Source organism: Sporosarcina limicola (assembly GCF_014873855.1).
GTDB classification, from domain to species: domain Bacteria; phylum Bacillota; class Bacilli; order Bacillales_A; family Planococcaceae; genus Sporosarcina; species Sporosarcina limicola.
Window position 1 is genome coordinate 46,421 of the sequence record NZ_JADBEL010000003.1, and the last position, 16,262, is coordinate 62,682.

A 16,262-nucleotide genomic window follows, 5' to 3' on the forward strand; every position below is an offset into this window, starting at 1 on the left:
TGGTACATACGTTCTTTTTGAGGCTAAAAAAATTAGAAATTAAAAAGGTGGATTATCGTCCGATTCAACTAATTTAAAAAAGTTTTTTTGAGGATCAATTGCGAATGGATCTTTTAATCGCTCGTTCTTTTCTTTTTGCACCTTCTGTTCCTCTTCCCAGCTTTTCAACAACCCTTTTTCCAAATATGTACTTATGCTCCCGCAAATATGGCAATGACGCGAGTTAGTCGGAAGAGACGTCTCGCAGTCATACCTAAAATCCCCATTGGTATCAAGATATTCTTTTGAGCTGCAGTAATTGAATAGAAATACTCCACATTGATTACAGTGGTTGGAATTATCTAGAATCTCTTCGTTTTTACAAATAGGGCACATATCCATTTTCCCATTTGTGTGGCTTACTCCTAGGTATTTCATATTTATATCATCTCCTCTATTAAAGTTTTGAAATTCACTTTCACCACAGATTGAACAATAATTTAAATTTTTAATGTAAGAAAAAGTATTACAAGATGTACATGTTTTCCCGTATCTAACTTTATTTAAAAATGATTTAAATAAAGTTGAAATTTTTACTGGAAAAGAAAATTTATGTCCTTTTTCAGAACTTTTTTGAATGTAATTGAGTGTGTTAGTTGCGACGGTATATGTCACTCCGAAAAAATTCATGACTTCAGTATGATTATTAAGGTTCCCATCAATGATTAGTGGTGGGGGAGTCACAAAATGTCTAGCAAAGAAATTGGCTTCGACTTCAAAAACATCATACTCTTTTTCAGTAAGTGAATTTCTTGCCAGACTCGCTCTTGTCGACTCTTTGTGATGACCCATAAGGTAATGACCAAATTCGTGAGCAAGTGTCCAGTAGATTCGTTCGGCAGGTTCGACTTGCTCATTGTATGCAATTATGTATTGATCTCTTTTTCCGTGGTAGTGAATCACGCCATCTTCAGACGAGTTTATTTCAATGATTTCGTCTACAGTACAGTTTTGCCTCTTGGCCATTTCGCTATAAGTAATTACTTTTAAGTTTTTATAAGACTTCAAAATATTAAGAAAATCGATTGGAAAGTCAGATATATTATGTTTATTTAAGGCTTCATACGCCATGAATAGTTTCACAAAATCTTACATCAATAGAGGATCCTTCTTTGACTGATAACTACGCTGTCCACCAGGCTAGTCATCAAGGGCATCTGGGAGAAGGGGTATTACACATTGCAGTATATAAGGAGCATTACCCTTTACTTTATAAACTTGTAACCAATGAAAGTCAAAAGTTTTCCAAAAAGGATGATTATAAGACAGTAGACTCGTTTGAGAAGAATAACTATAAAATTAGTGAAGACCATAAATTTATATATTATGGGGAAATGAAGATACCGTTGAAATAGTGACTTTCCACAATCGGGCGCGATTGTTTTATTTGCATACAACCAAACAAAAGCGACCCGTCCACAGATTAGATTGTGGATAGGCCGCTTTTTTGAGTCTAGAATGTTAGTTTATGAATTCGCTTAAATGTCTACAGATTAATTATCGGAAAAAATAAAATATTACGATTAAATCCTACTTTGGATATATTTTCTAATTAAATAAAGGTTTCTCTTTTCACTTAATAGAATAGGTTATTTAAGAATTTGCGCAAATTCTATTAAAATATAGGAGGAGATTTTATGAGGAAGCTGAAGAAAAATATTGTCGGAGTAATAGGGCTGGTTTTATTGATGTCGTTCGGTCTAGGTTTTAACCAAGCATCTGCATCATCAACTGTATCTATTACATCTGGCGATATGACAATGGAGAATCGACCCATCCCACAGAGTAAATATGTTGAAATAACAAGAATTATTTATGATGTACCAGCACAGCAAATTTATTATCAAGATGCCCAGGGTTATGGGGGATATCTTAATTTCTTAAGAGTAAGCCACTCCGACAACAACCCATACCCCGAGAACAAACAATGGGCAGTGTATGGTGGATTTATCTATCACGGAGGTATGCCTCCGACGGGGGGGATCTTAGGGAATCAAAATTACTGAAGTGTTGATGATAACAAGACTAATAAAATTAAAGGTGGCCATTCCATTCGGGGTGGTCGCTTTTTTATTTGCTTGCAATAAGAACAAGCGAAGGCGACGCATCCATATGGACGGTCGCCTTTTCATTTAACCTTTACAATCTGCGGTAACCTCAATTTCCTTCCACTCGTCCACCCCCTAGCTCTTACTTTAACTACAAACGGAGGGATTCCTAGTAATAGCTTTTCTCTAATTTCCTTCGTAAAACCAATCGTAACACTTCCTAAATATTCTCCTTCAGTACTATGTAGCTGGACAGTAAGCGGCCCAAGTGTAACCTTCGAAACAATCACATCATGGTAACTCCAATTAATTATTTTTCTCCAATCATCTGAACGTGTACCAGGCAAATAGAGACTTCCTATTCGCTTAGCAAGTATCTACATAAAACAGATGAACATATATTGATGAAACTTATCCAAAACCTGTTAAGACACCATTATCTAAAGTATTATAATGGTGTACATAAGTACAAAGCGTACATAACTGTGCCTATTATGTACGTAAGCGTCAAATACTTCCCACCTTTTAACGTCTTTCCCGTTATGTGATAATCACCTTATGATCAAAAGTTAGGAGGTTTTCGCATGACAAGAGACGAACGACGAGCGATGTGGCAAGCGCGAATTGATGCATATAAAGTGAGGTGAGCGGTGAATCTAGCGTCAAGACCTGGTGTGCTGAAAACAATATCAGTTATCAGAGTATGTATGCATGGCTTAAAAAGGATTGGCCGAAAAAGGATACAGTAAGCCCAGCATCCCAGTGGGTTTCATTCAATGGGCTCATTCAGGAGAGTAAGTCTACCCATTCATTAACGCTTACAATCGGCAATATTTCCATTTAAATTGAAGAGGGATTCAATCCCGAACTGTTAGGTGATGTTCTTCAGGTGCTCCAGACGCATGCTAAGTAAAACACCAATCGATTGCGTCTATTTGGCCTGTGGCCATACCGATTTGCGAAAATCGATTGACGGTTTAGCAGCCATTGTACAGGAAGGCTTTCAGCTTGATTCGTTTTCCCCTAGCCTATTTGTCTTCTGCAATCGTAGGCGAGACAAACTAAAAATTCTTCATTGGGATCATAATGGTTTTTGGCTTTACTATAGAAGGTTGGAAAACGGTCTATTTCAGTGGCCTAAAAATGAACTAGAAGTTCGGAGCCTGTGAATGACTAGGGAAGAATTCCAAGCCTGGGCTGAATTGGCTAGAGATTTTCGAGATCAGGTGACTACTGGTAAAATGAATTTGGATGAATATTTGGATTGGTTAAAAGTCTAAACTGCTATTATTACCATTGGTGTATAATAGTGAAGAAATTATATAATTTGCATTAATCATGTGGAGGATAAAATGTATAAAATAAATGGTTTAGGAAGTTTTGAAACACTGCCACCCGAAGTGATTTCAGTTTTAAACAGTGATTTTGATGACCTTCAATATAGGATAGAAAAGCGCAGGTTTAATGTTAATAAAAGAATTGCAATTAGCAGTTTTAACTTTACATTGTTACAAATCGCACTTAGGATCAAAAACATGCAAATGGTTAACTGGTTAATAGAAAAGGGTGCAATATTAAATAATCAATATGACCCGGCAATTTTTACTGCTGTACAGTTCACTGATATGGAATTCACACAAAAAATTATTGACAACGGTGGACTTTGCAATCTAAGTAAAAAACAGCCTGGTGAAATTTTCAGCTATATGCACTACGGTGAAAACTACAGTATGATTGATTTACTCGAAGAAAATGGTGTTACTGTATCAAAGTATGGTGGGAGTTTTTTTCGTCAACTGTTTTTGGGCAAAGATATTAATATGGAACTATTAACAAAAATATATTCTATGGGTGTTGATATAAATTATAACTGTCCAGATGCCATTTTTTTAGTGCCAATAACGCCACTTATGGTTGCCATCCGCCACAAACATGCACAAGCAGCTATGTGGCTTCTTGATCACAATGCAAATGTAATGATGATTGGTGATGGTGATCGTGCCTATACTATAGCTGTGGAAAACGAATTAACAGAAGTTGCTGCGAGAATTAAGTCTTTGGAACCTCAGGAATGGCACGATGAACAAAATAAAATAAGTGAGCTTCGTCGTCTAGAATGTCCTCGCGAATTGTTAGATTTTCTAAGAAATAATGCATTACTAATGACTTTCTCAGAGGATTGTCCAATCGCATATATCAGATTTTTTTCACTAACTGATACAGTGGTGACCAAGTGGAAAAGGAAAAATATCGTATTACTTTCGGCTGAGGTTGCAAGTTATGGTAGTGTCAGATTTGTTTGGATGCCCAAAGAAAAAAAAGTGTGTGCCATTGATATGGAACATGATGAACTTTTTCCTTTAGCTCCTTGGAATGATTTCTTCAAGAATGCGGAAATTTTAATTAAAACTAAAATTTTTGAAAGATAATTAGAAAACGAAATAGACGAATATTTAAAAAATTTAACTTATGAAAGTCGAGAAGATATGGAAAAATAACATTCCCAATGGCGGTGTATTTGTGGTATGAATATTGATTATAAGGTTAAAAACTGGATTCCTGAAAGCCTAATTATACCATTCTCCGTACCTTAACAAAGCTGGTTCTTCAATTGTATACTGATTCATAAATATGTGTACCAGCAAGGGCTCGGTTTTTGCAATCAACTCTTTGCGATTGAGCGAGAACTGAAGGATGCCATAACTGAACAACGCTATACGATCCGATTAGAGCGAAGTCGCCCTGTTCTGGATGCTAATTTGGCATGGCTACATCAGCAACGTCCTCGCAAATTGCCTAAAAGTAAGCTTGGAGAAGCGATTGCTTACAGCATGAATCAATGGGATAAGTTGACGGGATTCTTGAAAGACGGTCGACTTGAAATTGACAACAATCGAAGTGAGCGAGCGATTAAGCCCTTTATTATTGGAAGAAAAAATTGGCTGTTCGCGAACACTCCCCGCGGAGCAAAAGCCAGCGCAATCATTTATAGCGTGATTGAAACGGCAAAAGAGAATGGACTGAACCCGTTCAAATACTTGATGTATCTGTTCGAGCAACTCCCTCAGCTTTCAGATCCCAAAGATCCGGAAGCGCTGGATAAGTTGCTGCCTTGGTCATCTTCTCTTCCGCTGACTTGCCGTGTGTTTAAATCTTAATGCTCAGCTTATATGAGCCCTCACCTGAAAGACAAGGTGGGGGCTATTTGACGTTTACCATAGAAGAAAGGAAACCTATGTGTGTTGTTAATGACATAAGAAATCGACCCGAAATTGACGTGACATTTTGTCCTCAAATTACCGCTTTTATGTCTAGATTTGTTTAAATAAGTATTGCGGATACAATTAGAATAGAACTTATCCTAATGGCTGTTTTTATTATTTAAATCCCTTATCCTCTATCTGTTTATCAATAATCTCAATCGCCCAGCGAACCAGGTTATCATGGTTTAAATACTCTTCCACATCTAAAATGCAAAGGGGTAATAATCTGTCCTCGATTTCCGTCATAACGTCTTCAGGCAAATACATATGAAAAAAGTAGTTAGCTATTCGATTTTCAATTTCTGTCGGAATCATTTGATACCCTCCAATCCATGACGTTCTCTCATAGAAACTCCACCATCAACTAGAATTTTATATCAATCGTGAACCATTCGATCAATCCCACCCGCTATTTACTCCTACTTTAAATCAGTTTAAAAGAAAGAATAATTTAGGCAAGTTCTCCCTCAATCACTTTCTTCACCATTCGATCATCAATGATGCGATAACCATTTTGCGATCCAAATAATAGACAGTGTGTCGCAAGCTTATTGATCAGCCTTGATGCGCCACTAGTATACTGATGAATTTCATCAATGGCTGCCTCTGAGAATATATCCCTCTCCACTCCTGCATAGATCAGGTGACGCTCCATGTACTAGGACACCTCTGCCCGGTCCAGATGACCAAGCTTGCATTGTATATCAATTCGCTGCCGAATCGCCGAGAATGATTGTAACTGCAGTCGATCTCATAACTCACTTTGCCCTACCATAATCAAAGCCATCGTGCTTTGCGCGTCCATCCTAAAGTTAAGAAGGAAACGCACTTCTTCCAACATCTCTCGATCCAACAGATGTACCTCGTCAACCACCACAACAGGGATCAGTCCATGAATCCCCTTCATTAATTCAATTTCCCTATGTAGCTGCCGCTTTCGTAAACTTTAACCGTTTCTGGACCGAGTCCGTTATCGCTACAGGCTACTACCGCATTGGGATTATCTGAAGTTATGTCTTTTAATTTCAACTGAATCACCTTTCTCCACAAACTCTAGTATGTTGCTATATCTCACTATATAGAACGCAAGTTCGTAAATCAAGTAATTAAAAAAACAGCCACCTGCTCGATTGAGTAGATGGCTGTTCTTTCATATAATATATCTTTTTTGCCATCCTGTTGCCATCCATAGACGCTAATACACCCTGATTTAGACAGATATCACATGTTACGGTTTAATAATAAAGAACCCCATAAACGCTTATCAACTCAACGTTTGTAGGTTATGTCATGATGCTGTACGATACAATTTGGTACGTCCAATCATCAAGAAGCCTTTATGGCAGTATTGAAGATGGACGAGGATTAAACTTTATAGGTATGCGGTTTGTATTTTGGGTGATTCGTCAAAAATAGGGTTTTGCACCCGTGTTGCACCCATCCGAAAAAGTCAGGGGCAGGCTATTTTATTTCACGCATGGCCTGCTCGAAGATGTCGACCGATTCATTTTTCATCTTTTGCGTTAAGTGTGAATAGGTGTCCATTGTAATCGAGGATCTACTGTGACCGAGCCTCGCTTGGATTTCCTTCACCTTCGCTCCATTTTCCATGAGCATCGTGGCGTGGGTATGACGCAGAGTATGAAAGTTGAATTCAATGCCGAGCACCTCTTGCATTTTTCGTGTATTATATTTAAAAACAGACGGCGTGATAATGCTCACACGTTCTTTCGCGTATACATGCTCTGATTCAGAATAATGAGTGCCGTATTTGAGCTTGTTTTTCATAAGCCAAATGCGGTGTTTTTTTAATATGTTGATTATCGACACGCCTAGTTGTATCTCTCGTACTGATGATGGCGTTTGGGTAGTTCCGTATATCCCTATTCCCTATTTTCTCTTATCAGCGCCCAACGTATCTCTATCAAGGTCTATATGCTTCCACATTACCCCACACACTTCACTTACGCGCAAACCTACCTATATACAATCCAATTAGGTACTGTATACGCAGATGATCCTATGTTAGAATTTGTTCAATATAGAATGTTTATTATCTTGAGAAAGGCCCCTTTCATGAAGAAAGAGGCCCTCTTATAACTCAGTCTGCTTCTATGCGAATAGCTTGAATCTGTTGGCAGTCTACGATAAGTGTTGAACCAGGTTCTGTTGTTGGATCATTAAAGAATGCACAACAATTCTTTCGGTTTAAGGAAACAAAAACTACATCTTCTAACACCTGACCACCTGATAAGAAAACATCAACCTCAGTCTGCGTTTGTAATCGTCTTAATTGGTTGCAAATGCAGCCTTCACAGTTTTTGACAATCTTCTCAGGTTGTTTTTTCTGCTCACAGTGATCACATTTACCAGGTTTAACACATTTAACGTGTTTACTACATTGACCACATTTACGGCAATTACTCATTTTTAAGACCTCCTTTCTGGTTTTGTAAAGCTAGCCTTGCATTAATAACATATGGTTTCAAAATGAAAAGGATTGTACGAATGACGGGGAGTAATGACATAATTTTGGGAAATAACCTGAAGGAGAGGTTGAGAGTGGACTAAGTGATCAAGTAAATGCATGGTTCTTATCTAAGGTGCGGACGGCCATTGAAAAGTCGTAGAAGTTAGGAATAAGGACATTGCATTACGGATTTAGATGAAGAAACCAATCATGCTATTCCGAAAGAAGAATAGGGGTAGGTAATACTATTTACCTATTTCTACTTTGCGGTTTTCGCAACATAGATTTAAACTCTTCTATAATACTCATCGTTTCTGGAGTGCTTTTCTTATGCAATTGCAAAAGACAGAGCCGTTATGATTTAGGAAATTTCTTTTGTTGTTAGTTTTAATGTGGTGATTCGCTGATTGTTCATTTTAGGTTTCCTCTTATTTTATCTTCCTAGTGCCAGCGTCAGACGCTAATAAGGACAAATTTTTACGGATAAACAGAGATATACTCTGATAAAATAGGACCACACAAACCCATATTGCTTCAACGTTTGTATGATACGGATAGTTGTTGTATGATACAATTTGATACGTCCGATTGACAAGACGCCTTTATGGCCGTTTTGAAAATGGACGAGGATTAACTTAAGAAATGGAAAAGGGGGCATACAGGCCCTCTTTTTTCCGTTACGGAAGGGGTTGACAACATGCGAGGAATATACATCCATATCCCGTTTTGCCATCAGATCTGTCACTATTGCGATTTCAATAAAGTATTTTTCAAAAATCAGCCCGTCGATGAATATATCGAATCCATTGGCGCGGAACTTTCCATTATGGTGAAAGAAGGCGTTTCATTCGAAGGGGTTGAAACAGTCTTTTTAGGCGGAGGAACACCGACTTCGTTGTCAGAAAATCAGCTTGATCGGCTACTGACCATCATCCATGAATATGTCGACGTTAATTCCTTAAAAGAGTTTTCAACAGAAGCAAATCCGGATGAACTAACTTATGGAAAGTTAGAAGTTCTGAAAGATGGCGGCGTTAATCGTTTAAGTATTGGCGTACAATCATTCGATTCGGATTTACTGACGAAAATTGGTAGGACGCATGGACCGGATGACGCAAACCGTGTTGTGGATGAAGCGAGAAAGGTTGGTTTTGAAAATATTAGCATTGACCTTATTTACGGGTTACCGGGACAAACAATCAGCCAGTGGCAGGATACGCTAAACAAAGCAACCGCATTAGAATTGCCTCATTACTCCGGCTACTCCCTCATTGTCGAACCGAAAACCGTTTTTTATAATTTAATGAATAAAGGTAAATTACCCCTTCCAGGCGAGGATATCGAAACGGAAATGTTCGCAATGCTCATGGATCATATGGAAATGCAGGGGCGAATGCGTTATGAAATCAGTAATTTCGCAATCCCAGGACATGAATCAATCCATAATCTAATCTACTGGGAAAACGATACCTACGCGGGAGTCGGTGCGGGGGCCCATGGTTATCTGGATGGCATACGCTATTCAAATAGTGGGCCCATCGCACAATACATGGAGAAAACGAAACAGAACGTCCGTCCGATATCACAGACTCACATCGTAACGGAAACAGAAGCGATGGAAGAGGAAATGTTCCTTGGGCTACGGAAAGTGGACGGTGTTTCTATTTCTTCATTTCAAAAAAAGTTTGGTCGTTCGCTCGAAGACGTCTACGGACAGACGCTGCAATCTCTTATTGGAACTGGATTAATCGAACAAAAAATGGACAGAGTCAAGTTAACTAGGACGGGTGTTTTCAGAGGGAATGAAGCGTTTCAAAAGTTTCTCAAATGAAGATGAGTCAATTCGTTGACACGGCGATCTGGATTTGTTAAATTATCAGTAGCATTAGCACTCGAGGTCACAGAGTGCTAACAGGAGTGATGATCATGTTGACAAGCAGGCAATTACTCATATTGCAACTGACGGTTGACGATTTCATTGAATCTGCTCAACCTGTCGGATCAGGACAGCTTTCCAAAAAGCCGGAAGCGCCATTCAGTTCGGCGACAATACGGAATGAAATGGCTGAACTTGAAGAAATGGGCTACTTAGAAAAGACCCATACATCATCCGGCAGAATTCCATCCGAAAAAGGATATCGTTTTTATGTTGACCATTTATTGACACCGGAAAAATTGAACAGGGAAGACGACAAACAATTACGCTCCGTTTTTCGAGAAAAAATTGTTGAGACGGAGGAATTGATCCGTAAATCGGCTACAATTCTTTCGGAGTTGACGAATTACACATCCATTCTTCTTGGTCCAGATACCTCGTTACATGCGGTGAGGCGTTTTTCGATTGTCCCATTAGATCAGAAAACAGCTGTCGCGATTATCGTTACAGATAATGGACGTGTTGAGAATCGATTATTCAATGTCCCAGAAGGATTCACCGCATCCGATATTGAAAAGATGGTAAATATCCTAAATGACAGACTTATAGGGACACCACTCATCCAACTTCAGAAGATGTTGGTTCGGGAAACGAAAACGGTTTTGGAACAGCATGTCCATCATGCCGGGGAGTTGTATTCGGCATTTCAACGGGCAATTTCAATCGAACCGGAAGAACGTCTTTACTTCGGCGGAAAGATGAATATGATGAAGCAACCTGAATTCAATGACGTTCAGAAAATGAAAACATTTTTTGAACTCATGGAGAAAGGGGTACCAGCGGCAACTTTTTTTCAGGATGATAAAATAGGCATTCGTGTCCGGATAGGTTCTGAAAATAATCACGATGCAATGGAAAATTGCAGTGTGATTATAGCGACGTATACAGCTGGGGATCATATGACAGGCTCCATAGCCATCATAGGCCCAAAAAGGATGGACTATGCAAGGGTCATCACGGTGCTCGATTTGATGAGCAGCGATTTGTCTAGAGAACTTTCGAGACTAACAATCGGTGGCGGAAAAGTAAGGAGGAACGAAAATTGACAGAAGTTAAAAAGGAATTTGATGAAAATGATTCAGTAGTAGAAGAAATGGATAATGTCCACAATGAAATCGAGGACATTATCAACGAAGAAAATGACATATCTGAAGTTGAAAACCATAACGAAGATGTCGATAGTGGCGAGGCTAGGATTATTGAAGAGCTAACTATAAAACTCCAAGAAGAAGAGAACAAAAGATTGCGACTTCTTGCGGATTACGACAACTTCAAAAGAAGAGCTTCGCTAGACAAAGAAGCTTTGCAGAAGTATCGTGCGCAAAACGTCGTTACGAATCTGATGCCAGTTCTTGATAATTTCTCGCGGGCACTTTCCGTCGAAGCAACTACGGAAGAAGCACAATCGATGATGACGGGTATACAAATGGTTTACCGTACACTTCTCGATGCGCTCGAATCCGAAGGGCTTGTTGAAATTGAAGCACTTGATAAGGAATTCGATCCGAATTTCCATCAAGCAATTATGACGGGCAAAGACAATGACAAACCGTCAGGAATTATCCTTGAAGACATGCAAAAAGGCTATATGTTGAAAGATCGTGTTCTTCGGCCTTCGATGGTCAAAGTAAACGAATAAATGTAGTAATGATTGAACTATTATCTCTAGGGGGAATTTTAGCATGAGTAAAATTATTGGTATTGACTTAGGAACAACAAACTCAGTGGTAGCAGTATATGAGGGTGGAGAAGCGAAAGTTATTCCGAATCCGGAAGGTAACCGCACAACGCCATCAGTCGTCGCATTCAAAAACGGCGAACGTCAAGTTGGAGAAGTTGCTAAGCGTCAATCAATCACCAACCCGCACACAATCATGTCCGTAAAGCGCCATATGGGTTCGGACTTCAAGGTGAAAGCAGAAGATACGGAATACACACCGCAGGAAGTTTCTGCAATGATCCTTCAATATATGAAAGGCTATGCTGAAGAGTATCTTGGTGAAAAGGTGACGAAAGCAGTCATTACAGTACCTGCTTATTTCAGCGATGCGCAACGTCAAGCAACGAAAGACGCTGGAAAGATTGCGGGACTTGAAGTTGAGCGAATTATCAACGAGCCAACTGCGGCAGCACTTGCATATGGACTTGACAAAACGGATGAAGACGAAACAATCCTGGTGTATGACCTTGGTGGCGGTACTTTCGATGTTTCAATCCTTGAACTAGGCGATGGTGTATTCCAGGTACGCTCAACAGCAGGTGATAACAAACTGGGCGGGGATGATTTCGACGATATCATCATCGGCTACCTTGTTGAAGAGTTCCGTAAAGATAACGGAATCGACCTTTCGAAAGACAAAATGGCGATGCAACGTTTGAAAGATGCGGCTGAAAAAGCGAAAAAAGACCTTTCAGGTGTCACATCTTCACAAATTTCACTACCGTTCATCACGGCGGGCGATGCGGGTCCACTTCACCTTGAAGTGACACTTTCACGCGCGAAATTCGATGAATTGACTGCAACACTTGTTGAACGTTCAATGGTACCTACACGTCAGGCGATTAAAGATGCGGGTCTTTCGGCATCCGAAATTGACCGAGTTATCCTTGTCGGCGGTTCGACACGTATTCCAGCAGTACAAGAAGCTATTAAGAAAGAAACAGGGAAAGAACCATATAAAGGAGTTAACCCGGACGAAGTTGTCGCAATGGGCGCTGCTGTTCAAGGTTCCATTTTAAGTGGAGATGTAACAGACGTCGTTCTACTCGACGTGACACCACTTTCACTCGGAATTGAAACAATGGGCAATGTGTTTACGAAATTGATTGAGCGTAATACGACAATTCCAACGAGCAAATCACAAGTATTCTCGACAGCTGCGGATAACCAACCGGCTGTAGATATCCATGTACTTCAAGGTGAGCGTCCGATGTCGGCAGACAATAAAACGCTTGGTCGTTTCCAATTGACAGATATTCCACCAGCTCCAAGAGGGATTCCGCAAATTGAAGTGACGTTCGATATCGACAAGAATGGTATCGTCACAGTTAAAGCGAAAGATCTGGGAACACAGAAAGAGCATAACATTACAATTCAATCGAGTTCAGGTCTATCTGATGATGAAATCGAGCGTATGGTGAAAGATGCCGAAGCGAACGCTGAAGATGACAAAAAACGCAAAGAGGAAGCTGACTTGAAAAACGATGCGGACCAACTTGTGTTCATGGCTGAAAAGACAGTGAAAGATCTTGAAGGAAAAATTTCTGAAGAAGAAGTAAAAAGTGTAGAAGAAGCGAAGGAAGAGTTAAAGTCTGCAATTGAAGCAGCGAACTTTGATGATATTCGTACGAAAAAAGACAAACTTGAAGAACTCGTTCAACAGTTATCTGTAAAATTGTATGAGCAAGCAGCGGCTGAAGCTGCTGAAGGCGCTGGAAATGCAGAAGAACCACAAGACGATGGTGTCGTTGACGCAGATTTTGAAGAGGTTGACGACGAAAAGAAATAAGAATTATTGACGGAGAAGTCAAAGTCCGCTATTCCGACTTTGACTTCTCCGTTTTGTTCCATCCATCAATTTTAACTATATTCAGCCGGTGTTCAAACCCAGCTGAAATACGCCAAGGCGTATTTCAATATGGTACAATAAACAACATGCAAATGCATTTCGGGAGAGTGAAATAATGAGTAAAAGAGATTATTATGACGTGCTTGGATTGTCTAAATCTGCATCAAAAGAAGAAATTAGAAAAGCCTATCGTTCGCTTTCAAAAAAATATCATCCTGATTTGAACAAGGAAGCGAATGCGGAAGAGAAATTTAAAGAAGCGACTGAAGCTTTTGAAGTACTAAGTGATGACAAGAAAAAGGCACAATATGACCAATTCGGTCATGCAGATTCGAACCAAGGTTTCGGAGGAGCTGATGGCTTCGGTTTTGAAGATATTTTTAGCACGTTTTTCGGTGGCAATACAAGACGACGTGACCCGAATGCCCCACGAAAAGGAGACGACCTGCAATACTCCATGACAATCGACTTTATGGAGGCTGTATTTGGTAAAGAAGAGGAAATTGAAATTCCGAAAGAAGAAACGTGCGGCACTTGTGATGGATCGGGAGCGAAAAAAGGTACAAAACCTAAAACATGTACACATTGTGGCGGTAGTGGTCAAATTAACGTCACCCAAAATACACCACTTGGTCAGATGGTTAATCGCCGAGCCTGTCATCACTGTCAAGGAACCGGGAAAATTATTCCCGAGAAGTGCACAACATGTCATGGCGCAGGCAAAGTGACAAAACGTAAGAAAATCAAAGTGACAATCCCTGAAGGTGTCGATGACGGACAGCAGCTTCGTGTGTCAGGCCAAGGCGAACCGGGACATAATGGCGGTCCGGCAGGCGATTTGTATATTGTTTTCCGTGTAAGGGAACATAAAAAATTCATTCGCGAAGACGATGATATCTATTTAGAACTCAGCCTTTCATACCCACAAGCAGCACTTGGTGATGAAATCGAAGTGCCAACTGTTCAAGGGAATGTGAAATTGAAAATCCCTGCTGGCACACAAACGGGAACGAGATTCCGTTTGAAAGGAAAAGGGATTAAAAATGTTCATGGGCGCGGCATTGGAGATCAGCATGTCATTGTAAAAGTATTGACGCCTAAAAAAATGACGGAAAAACAAAAAGAATTGATGCGTGAATTTGCAGCAATCGGTGGCGATACACCTGAGGAGTATTCGAGTTCACTGTTCGATAAAATCAAACGTACAATTAAAGGCGACTGAAAGGGATGAAATCATTTGAAGTGGTCGGAAATTTCAATTCATACGACGCATGAAGCGACTGAAGCAGTAGCGAATATTTTGCATGAAGCAGGTGCCAGTGGAGTCGTCATCGAAGATTCGATAGAGCCTGACCGGATCCACGAAGACCGTTATGGTGAAATATATGAACTCGACAAAAACGATTTCCCGGTAGATGGCGTTATCGTCAAAGCTTATTTACCAGTCAATAGCTTTTTAATTGAAACGATGAAAGATATTAGACAGTCTATCGATGGTTTAGCGGAATTTGGGTTGGATGTTGGTCAAAATGTCATGAAAACGAACGAAATTGACGAAGAAGACTGGGCAACTGCATGGAAGAAATACTACCACCCGGTTAAAATTTCTGGCCGCTTTACAATCGTACCGACTTGGGAGCATTATGACCCTGTCGAATCGGATGAGCTAATTATTGAACTGGATCCCGGTATGGCTTTCGGAACAGGTACACATCCAACGACAGTCATGTGTTTACAAGCGCTCGAGAAGTACGTGAAGCCAGGAAATACAGTAGTAGATGTAGGTACTGGGTCAGGTGTGCTGTCAATCGGTGCAGCCCTTTTAGGCGCATCCCATGTGCATGCACTCGATTTAGATGATATCGCAGTCGTCGCAGCAAAAGAAAATATTAAGTTAAACAAAGTGGAAAAAAAGATTGAAGTAACACATGGCAATTTGCTAGACTCTGTGAAAGAATCCGCTGATATAATTATCGCGAATATTCTGGCAGAAGTCATTCTCTCATTTTCCAAGGATGCCTACTCGATTTTACCTGAAGACGGTTTATTCATTGTTTCGGGAATCATCGGGCAGAAGCGGGATCTTGTAAAGGACGATCTTATTGAAAAAGGATTTGAAATTGTCGAATCTGTCTTGATGGAAGATTGGGTCGCGATTGTTGCACGAAAAAGGGGCGTGTAACGATTTGCAGCGTTATTTCCTTGAAAAACCCTTCAATGAAGAAGGTAAAGCAACCATAGCTGGAGATGACGGCAAACATATCACGCGTGTTATGCGGATGACTGTCGATGATGAAGTCATTGTCGTTTCCAATGGCGAGGCATTTACTTCTGCAATTACTGAAATGCTTTCTGATGGTGTCGTTATCCAACGGGATGAAAGTCCCTTGCCGGCCAATGAAATGTCTATAAGGGTGACAATCGCTTGCGGGCTTCCAAAGGGTGATAAACTCGATTTGATTGTCCAAAAGGGGACCGAACTGGGTATGGCTGGAATTATTCCATTTGAGGCAGAAAGGTCTATCGTCAAATGGGATGAAAAAAAAGGCGTTAAGAAAGTGGAACGACTTCGCAAAATCGCTAAAGAGGCTGCGGAGCAATGCCATCGTACAATCATTCCAGAAGTGGAATTCCCATTGTCTTTCAAGCAACTGATGGAGAAATCGACTTACTATGATGTCATTCTTGTTGCTGATGAAGAAGATGCAAAGAGTGGGGAGCCGCATCGAATTGCTGACCGACTCAAAACCGTGTATCCTAAACAAAAGGTACTTGTTGTTTTTGGCCCAGAAGGTGGACTATCGAGGAATGAAGCCGAAATTCTTTGCACAGGAGGATTTCTTCCGATGGCATTAGGTCCGCGTATCCTTCGGACAGAAACAGCGCCTTTGTATTTATTGTCCGCTATGTCTTACGAATTTGAATGAAAGAGGTGAG

19 protein-coding genes and 1 pseudogene are annotated in these 16,262 nt (G+C 40.2%); 13 read left to right on the forward strand and 7 right to left on the reverse strand.

Annotated features, from left to right (window positions below; translation table 11 throughout):
• Positions 1 to 39 precede the first annotated feature (39 nt).
• Positions 40 to 1,122: an ImmA/IrrE family metallo-endopeptidase gene (locus H4683_RS03780; protein ID WP_338062384.1), complete on the reverse strand. Its 1,083-nt coding sequence runs from the start codon at positions 1,120 to 1,122 to the stop codon at positions 40 to 42.
• Positions 1,123 to 1,151: 29 nt separating this feature from the next.
• Here H4683_RS03780 and H4683_RS03785 point away from each other — a divergent pair, with 29 nt between their 5' ends.
• Together H4683_RS03785 and H4683_RS03790 are read left to right on the forward strand one after the other, a co-directional pair.
• Entirely contained in the window at positions 1,152 to 1,394 is a 243-nt protein-coding gene (locus H4683_RS03785; protein WP_192597508.1) for a hypothetical protein, read from the forward strand.
• 282 nt (positions 1,395 to 1,676) lie between these two features.
• A complete protein-coding gene (locus H4683_RS03790; protein ID WP_192597509.1) occupies positions 1,677 to 2,045 on the forward strand; it encodes a hypothetical protein in 369 nt (122 codons plus the stop codon).
• A 122-nt stretch (positions 2,046 to 2,167) separates the two neighbouring features.
• On the opposite strand, the gene H4683_RS03795 is transcribed toward H4683_RS03790, so the two are convergent.
• On the reverse strand, positions 2,168 to 2,434 hold the full coding sequence (locus H4683_RS03795) for a hypothetical protein (RefSeq protein ID WP_192597510.1): 267 nt from the start codon (positions 2,432 to 2,434) through the stop codon (positions 2,168 to 2,170).
• Between the two features lie 296 nt (positions 2,435 to 2,730).
• Between H4683_RS03795 and tnpA the strand changes: the two genes are divergently transcribed.
• The 4 genes and pseudogenes from tnpA to H4683_RS03810 all read left to right on the forward strand — a co-directional run.
• On the forward strand, positions 2,731 to 2,931 hold the full coding sequence (gene tnpA / locus H4683_RS22305; RefSeq protein ID WP_420826536.1) for an IS66 family insertion sequence element accessory protein TnpA: 201 nt from the start codon (positions 2,731 to 2,733) through the stop codon (positions 2,929 to 2,931).
• Between the two features lie 58 nt (positions 2,932 to 2,989).
• A complete protein-coding gene (gene tnpB, locus H4683_RS22310; protein WP_192597511.1) occupies positions 2,990 to 3,256 on the forward strand; it encodes an IS66 family insertion sequence element accessory protein TnpB in 267 nt (88 codons plus the stop codon).
• A 183-nt stretch (positions 3,257 to 3,439) separates the two neighbouring features.
• A complete protein-coding gene (locus tag H4683_RS03805) occupies positions 3,440 to 4,516 on the forward strand; it encodes an ankyrin repeat domain-containing protein (RefSeq protein ID WP_192597512.1) in 1,077 nt (358 codons plus the stop codon).
• Between the two features lie 210 nt (positions 4,517 to 4,726).
• Positions 4,727 to 5,245 (forward strand): annotated as a pseudogene (locus H4683_RS03810) (IS66 family transposase); the annotation flags it as partial.
• A 219-nt stretch (positions 5,246 to 5,464) separates the two neighbouring features.
• Here H4683_RS03810 and H4683_RS03815 read toward each other — a convergent pair.
• The 5 genes from H4683_RS03815 to H4683_RS03835 all read right to left on the reverse strand — a co-directional run bounded on the left by H4683_RS03815 (position 5,465) and on the right by H4683_RS03835 (position 7,778).
• Positions 5,465 to 5,665: a hypothetical protein gene (locus tag H4683_RS03815; protein ID WP_192597513.1), complete on the reverse strand. Its 201-nt coding sequence runs from the start codon at positions 5,663 to 5,665 to the stop codon at positions 5,465 to 5,467.
• A gap of 136 nt (positions 5,666 to 5,801) precedes the next feature.
• A complete protein-coding gene (locus H4683_RS03820) occupies positions 5,802 to 6,005 on the reverse strand; it encodes a general secretion pathway protein (protein ID WP_192597514.1) in 204 nt (67 codons plus the stop codon).
• A gap of 96 nt (positions 6,006 to 6,101) precedes the next feature.
• Positions 6,102 to 6,257, reverse strand: coding sequence for an AAA family ATPase (locus tag H4683_RS03825; protein WP_225941866.1), 156 nt, complete (start codon positions 6,255 to 6,257; stop codon positions 6,102 to 6,104).
• 554 nt (positions 6,258 to 6,811) lie between these two features.
• On the reverse strand, positions 6,812 to 7,180 hold the full coding sequence (locus tag H4683_RS03830) for a tyrosine-type recombinase/integrase (protein ID WP_192597515.1): 369 nt from the start codon (positions 7,178 to 7,180) through the stop codon (positions 6,812 to 6,814).
• Between the two features lie 271 nt (positions 7,181 to 7,451).
• The gene (locus H4683_RS03835) at positions 7,452 to 7,778 is read right to left on the reverse strand and encodes a hydrolase (protein ID WP_225941868.1); all 327 of its coding nucleotides are present in this window, start codon (positions 7,776 to 7,778) and stop codon (positions 7,452 to 7,454) included.
• Positions 7,779 to 8,517: 739 nt separating this feature from the next.
• On the opposite strand from H4683_RS03835, the gene hemW reads away from it, so the two are divergent.
• From hemW to H4683_RS03870, 7 genes are all read left to right on the forward strand, one after another.
• Positions 8,518 to 9,651 (forward strand): radical SAM family heme chaperone HemW, encoded by a 1,134-nt coding sequence (hemW, locus tag H4683_RS03840; protein WP_192597516.1) that lies wholly within the window; start codon positions 8,518 to 8,520, stop codon positions 9,649 to 9,651.
• 95 nt (positions 9,652 to 9,746) lie between these two features.
• A complete protein-coding gene (gene hrcA / locus H4683_RS03845) occupies positions 9,747 to 10,802 on the forward strand; it encodes a heat-inducible transcriptional repressor HrcA (protein WP_192597517.1) in 1,056 nt (351 codons plus the stop codon).
• Entirely contained in the window at positions 10,799 to 11,395 is a 597-nt protein-coding gene (gene grpE, locus H4683_RS03850) for a nucleotide exchange factor GrpE (RefSeq protein WP_192597518.1), read from the forward strand. The genes hrcA and grpE overlap by 4 nt, the downstream gene beginning before the upstream one ends.
• A gap of 43 nt (positions 11,396 to 11,438) precedes the next feature.
• Positions 11,439 to 13,265: a molecular chaperone DnaK gene (gene dnaK, locus H4683_RS03855; RefSeq protein ID WP_192597519.1), complete on the forward strand. Its 1,827-nt coding sequence runs from the start codon at positions 11,439 to 11,441 to the stop codon at positions 13,263 to 13,265.
• Positions 13,266 to 13,440: 175 nt separating this feature from the next.
• Complete coding sequence (gene dnaJ / locus H4683_RS03860) at positions 13,441 to 14,547, forward strand: molecular chaperone DnaJ (protein ID WP_192597520.1); 1,107 nt, start codon at positions 13,441 to 13,443, stop codon at positions 14,545 to 14,547.
• Positions 14,548 to 14,562: 15 nt separating this feature from the next.
• Positions 14,563 to 15,507 carry a 50S ribosomal protein L11 methyltransferase gene (gene prmA, locus H4683_RS03865; protein WP_192597521.1) on the forward strand — a complete coding sequence of 315 codons (945 nt, stop codon included), beginning with the start codon at positions 14,563 to 14,565 and terminating at the stop codon, positions 15,505 to 15,507.
• Between the two features lie 4 nt (positions 15,508 to 15,511).
• On the forward strand, positions 15,512 to 16,252 hold the full coding sequence (locus tag H4683_RS03870) for a 16S rRNA (uracil(1498)-N(3))-methyltransferase (protein ID WP_192597522.1): 741 nt from the start codon (positions 15,512 to 15,514) through the stop codon (positions 16,250 to 16,252).
• Positions 16,253 to 16,262: the final 10 nt, after the last annotated feature.

Bases quoted from the DNA above. Each gene is read 5' to 3' on its own strand.
- H4683_RS03805 (WP_192597512.1), top strand. From the start codon at position 3,440: ATGTATAAAATAAATGGTTTAGGAAGTTTTGAAACACTGCCACCCGAA.
- H4683_RS03820 (WP_192597514.1), bottom strand. From the start codon at position 6,005: ATGGAGCGTCACCTGATCTATGCAGGAGTGGAGAGGGATATATTCTCA.
- hemW (WP_192597516.1), top strand. From the start codon at position 8,518: ATGCGAGGAATATACATCCATATCCCGTTTTGCCATCAGATCTGTCAC.
- tnpB (WP_192597511.1), top strand. From the start codon at position 2,990: ATGCTAAGTAAAACACCAATCGATTGCGTCTATTTGGCCTGTGGCCAT.
- H4683_RS03825 (WP_225941866.1), bottom strand. From the start codon at position 6,257: ATGAAGGGGATTCATGGACTGATCCCTGTTGTGGTGGTTGACGAGGTA.
- hrcA (WP_192597517.1), top strand. From the start codon at position 9,747: ATGTTGACAAGCAGGCAATTACTCATATTGCAACTGACGGTTGACGAT.
- H4683_RS03790 (WP_192597509.1), top strand. From the start codon at position 1,677: ATGAGGAAGCTGAAGAAAAATATTGTCGGAGTAATAGGGCTGGTTTTA.
- dnaK (WP_192597519.1), top strand. From the start codon at position 11,439: ATGAGTAAAATTATTGGTATTGACTTAGGAACAACAAACTCAGTGGTA.
- H4683_RS03835 (WP_225941868.1), bottom strand. From the start codon at position 7,778: ATGAGTAATTGCCGTAAATGTGGTCAATGTAGTAAACACGTTAAATGT.
- H4683_RS03815 (WP_192597513.1), bottom strand. From the start codon at position 5,665: ATGATTCCGACAGAAATTGAAAATCGAATAGCTAACTACTTTTTTCAT.
- dnaJ (WP_192597520.1), top strand. From the start codon at position 13,441: ATGAGTAAAAGAGATTATTATGACGTGCTTGGATTGTCTAAATCTGCA.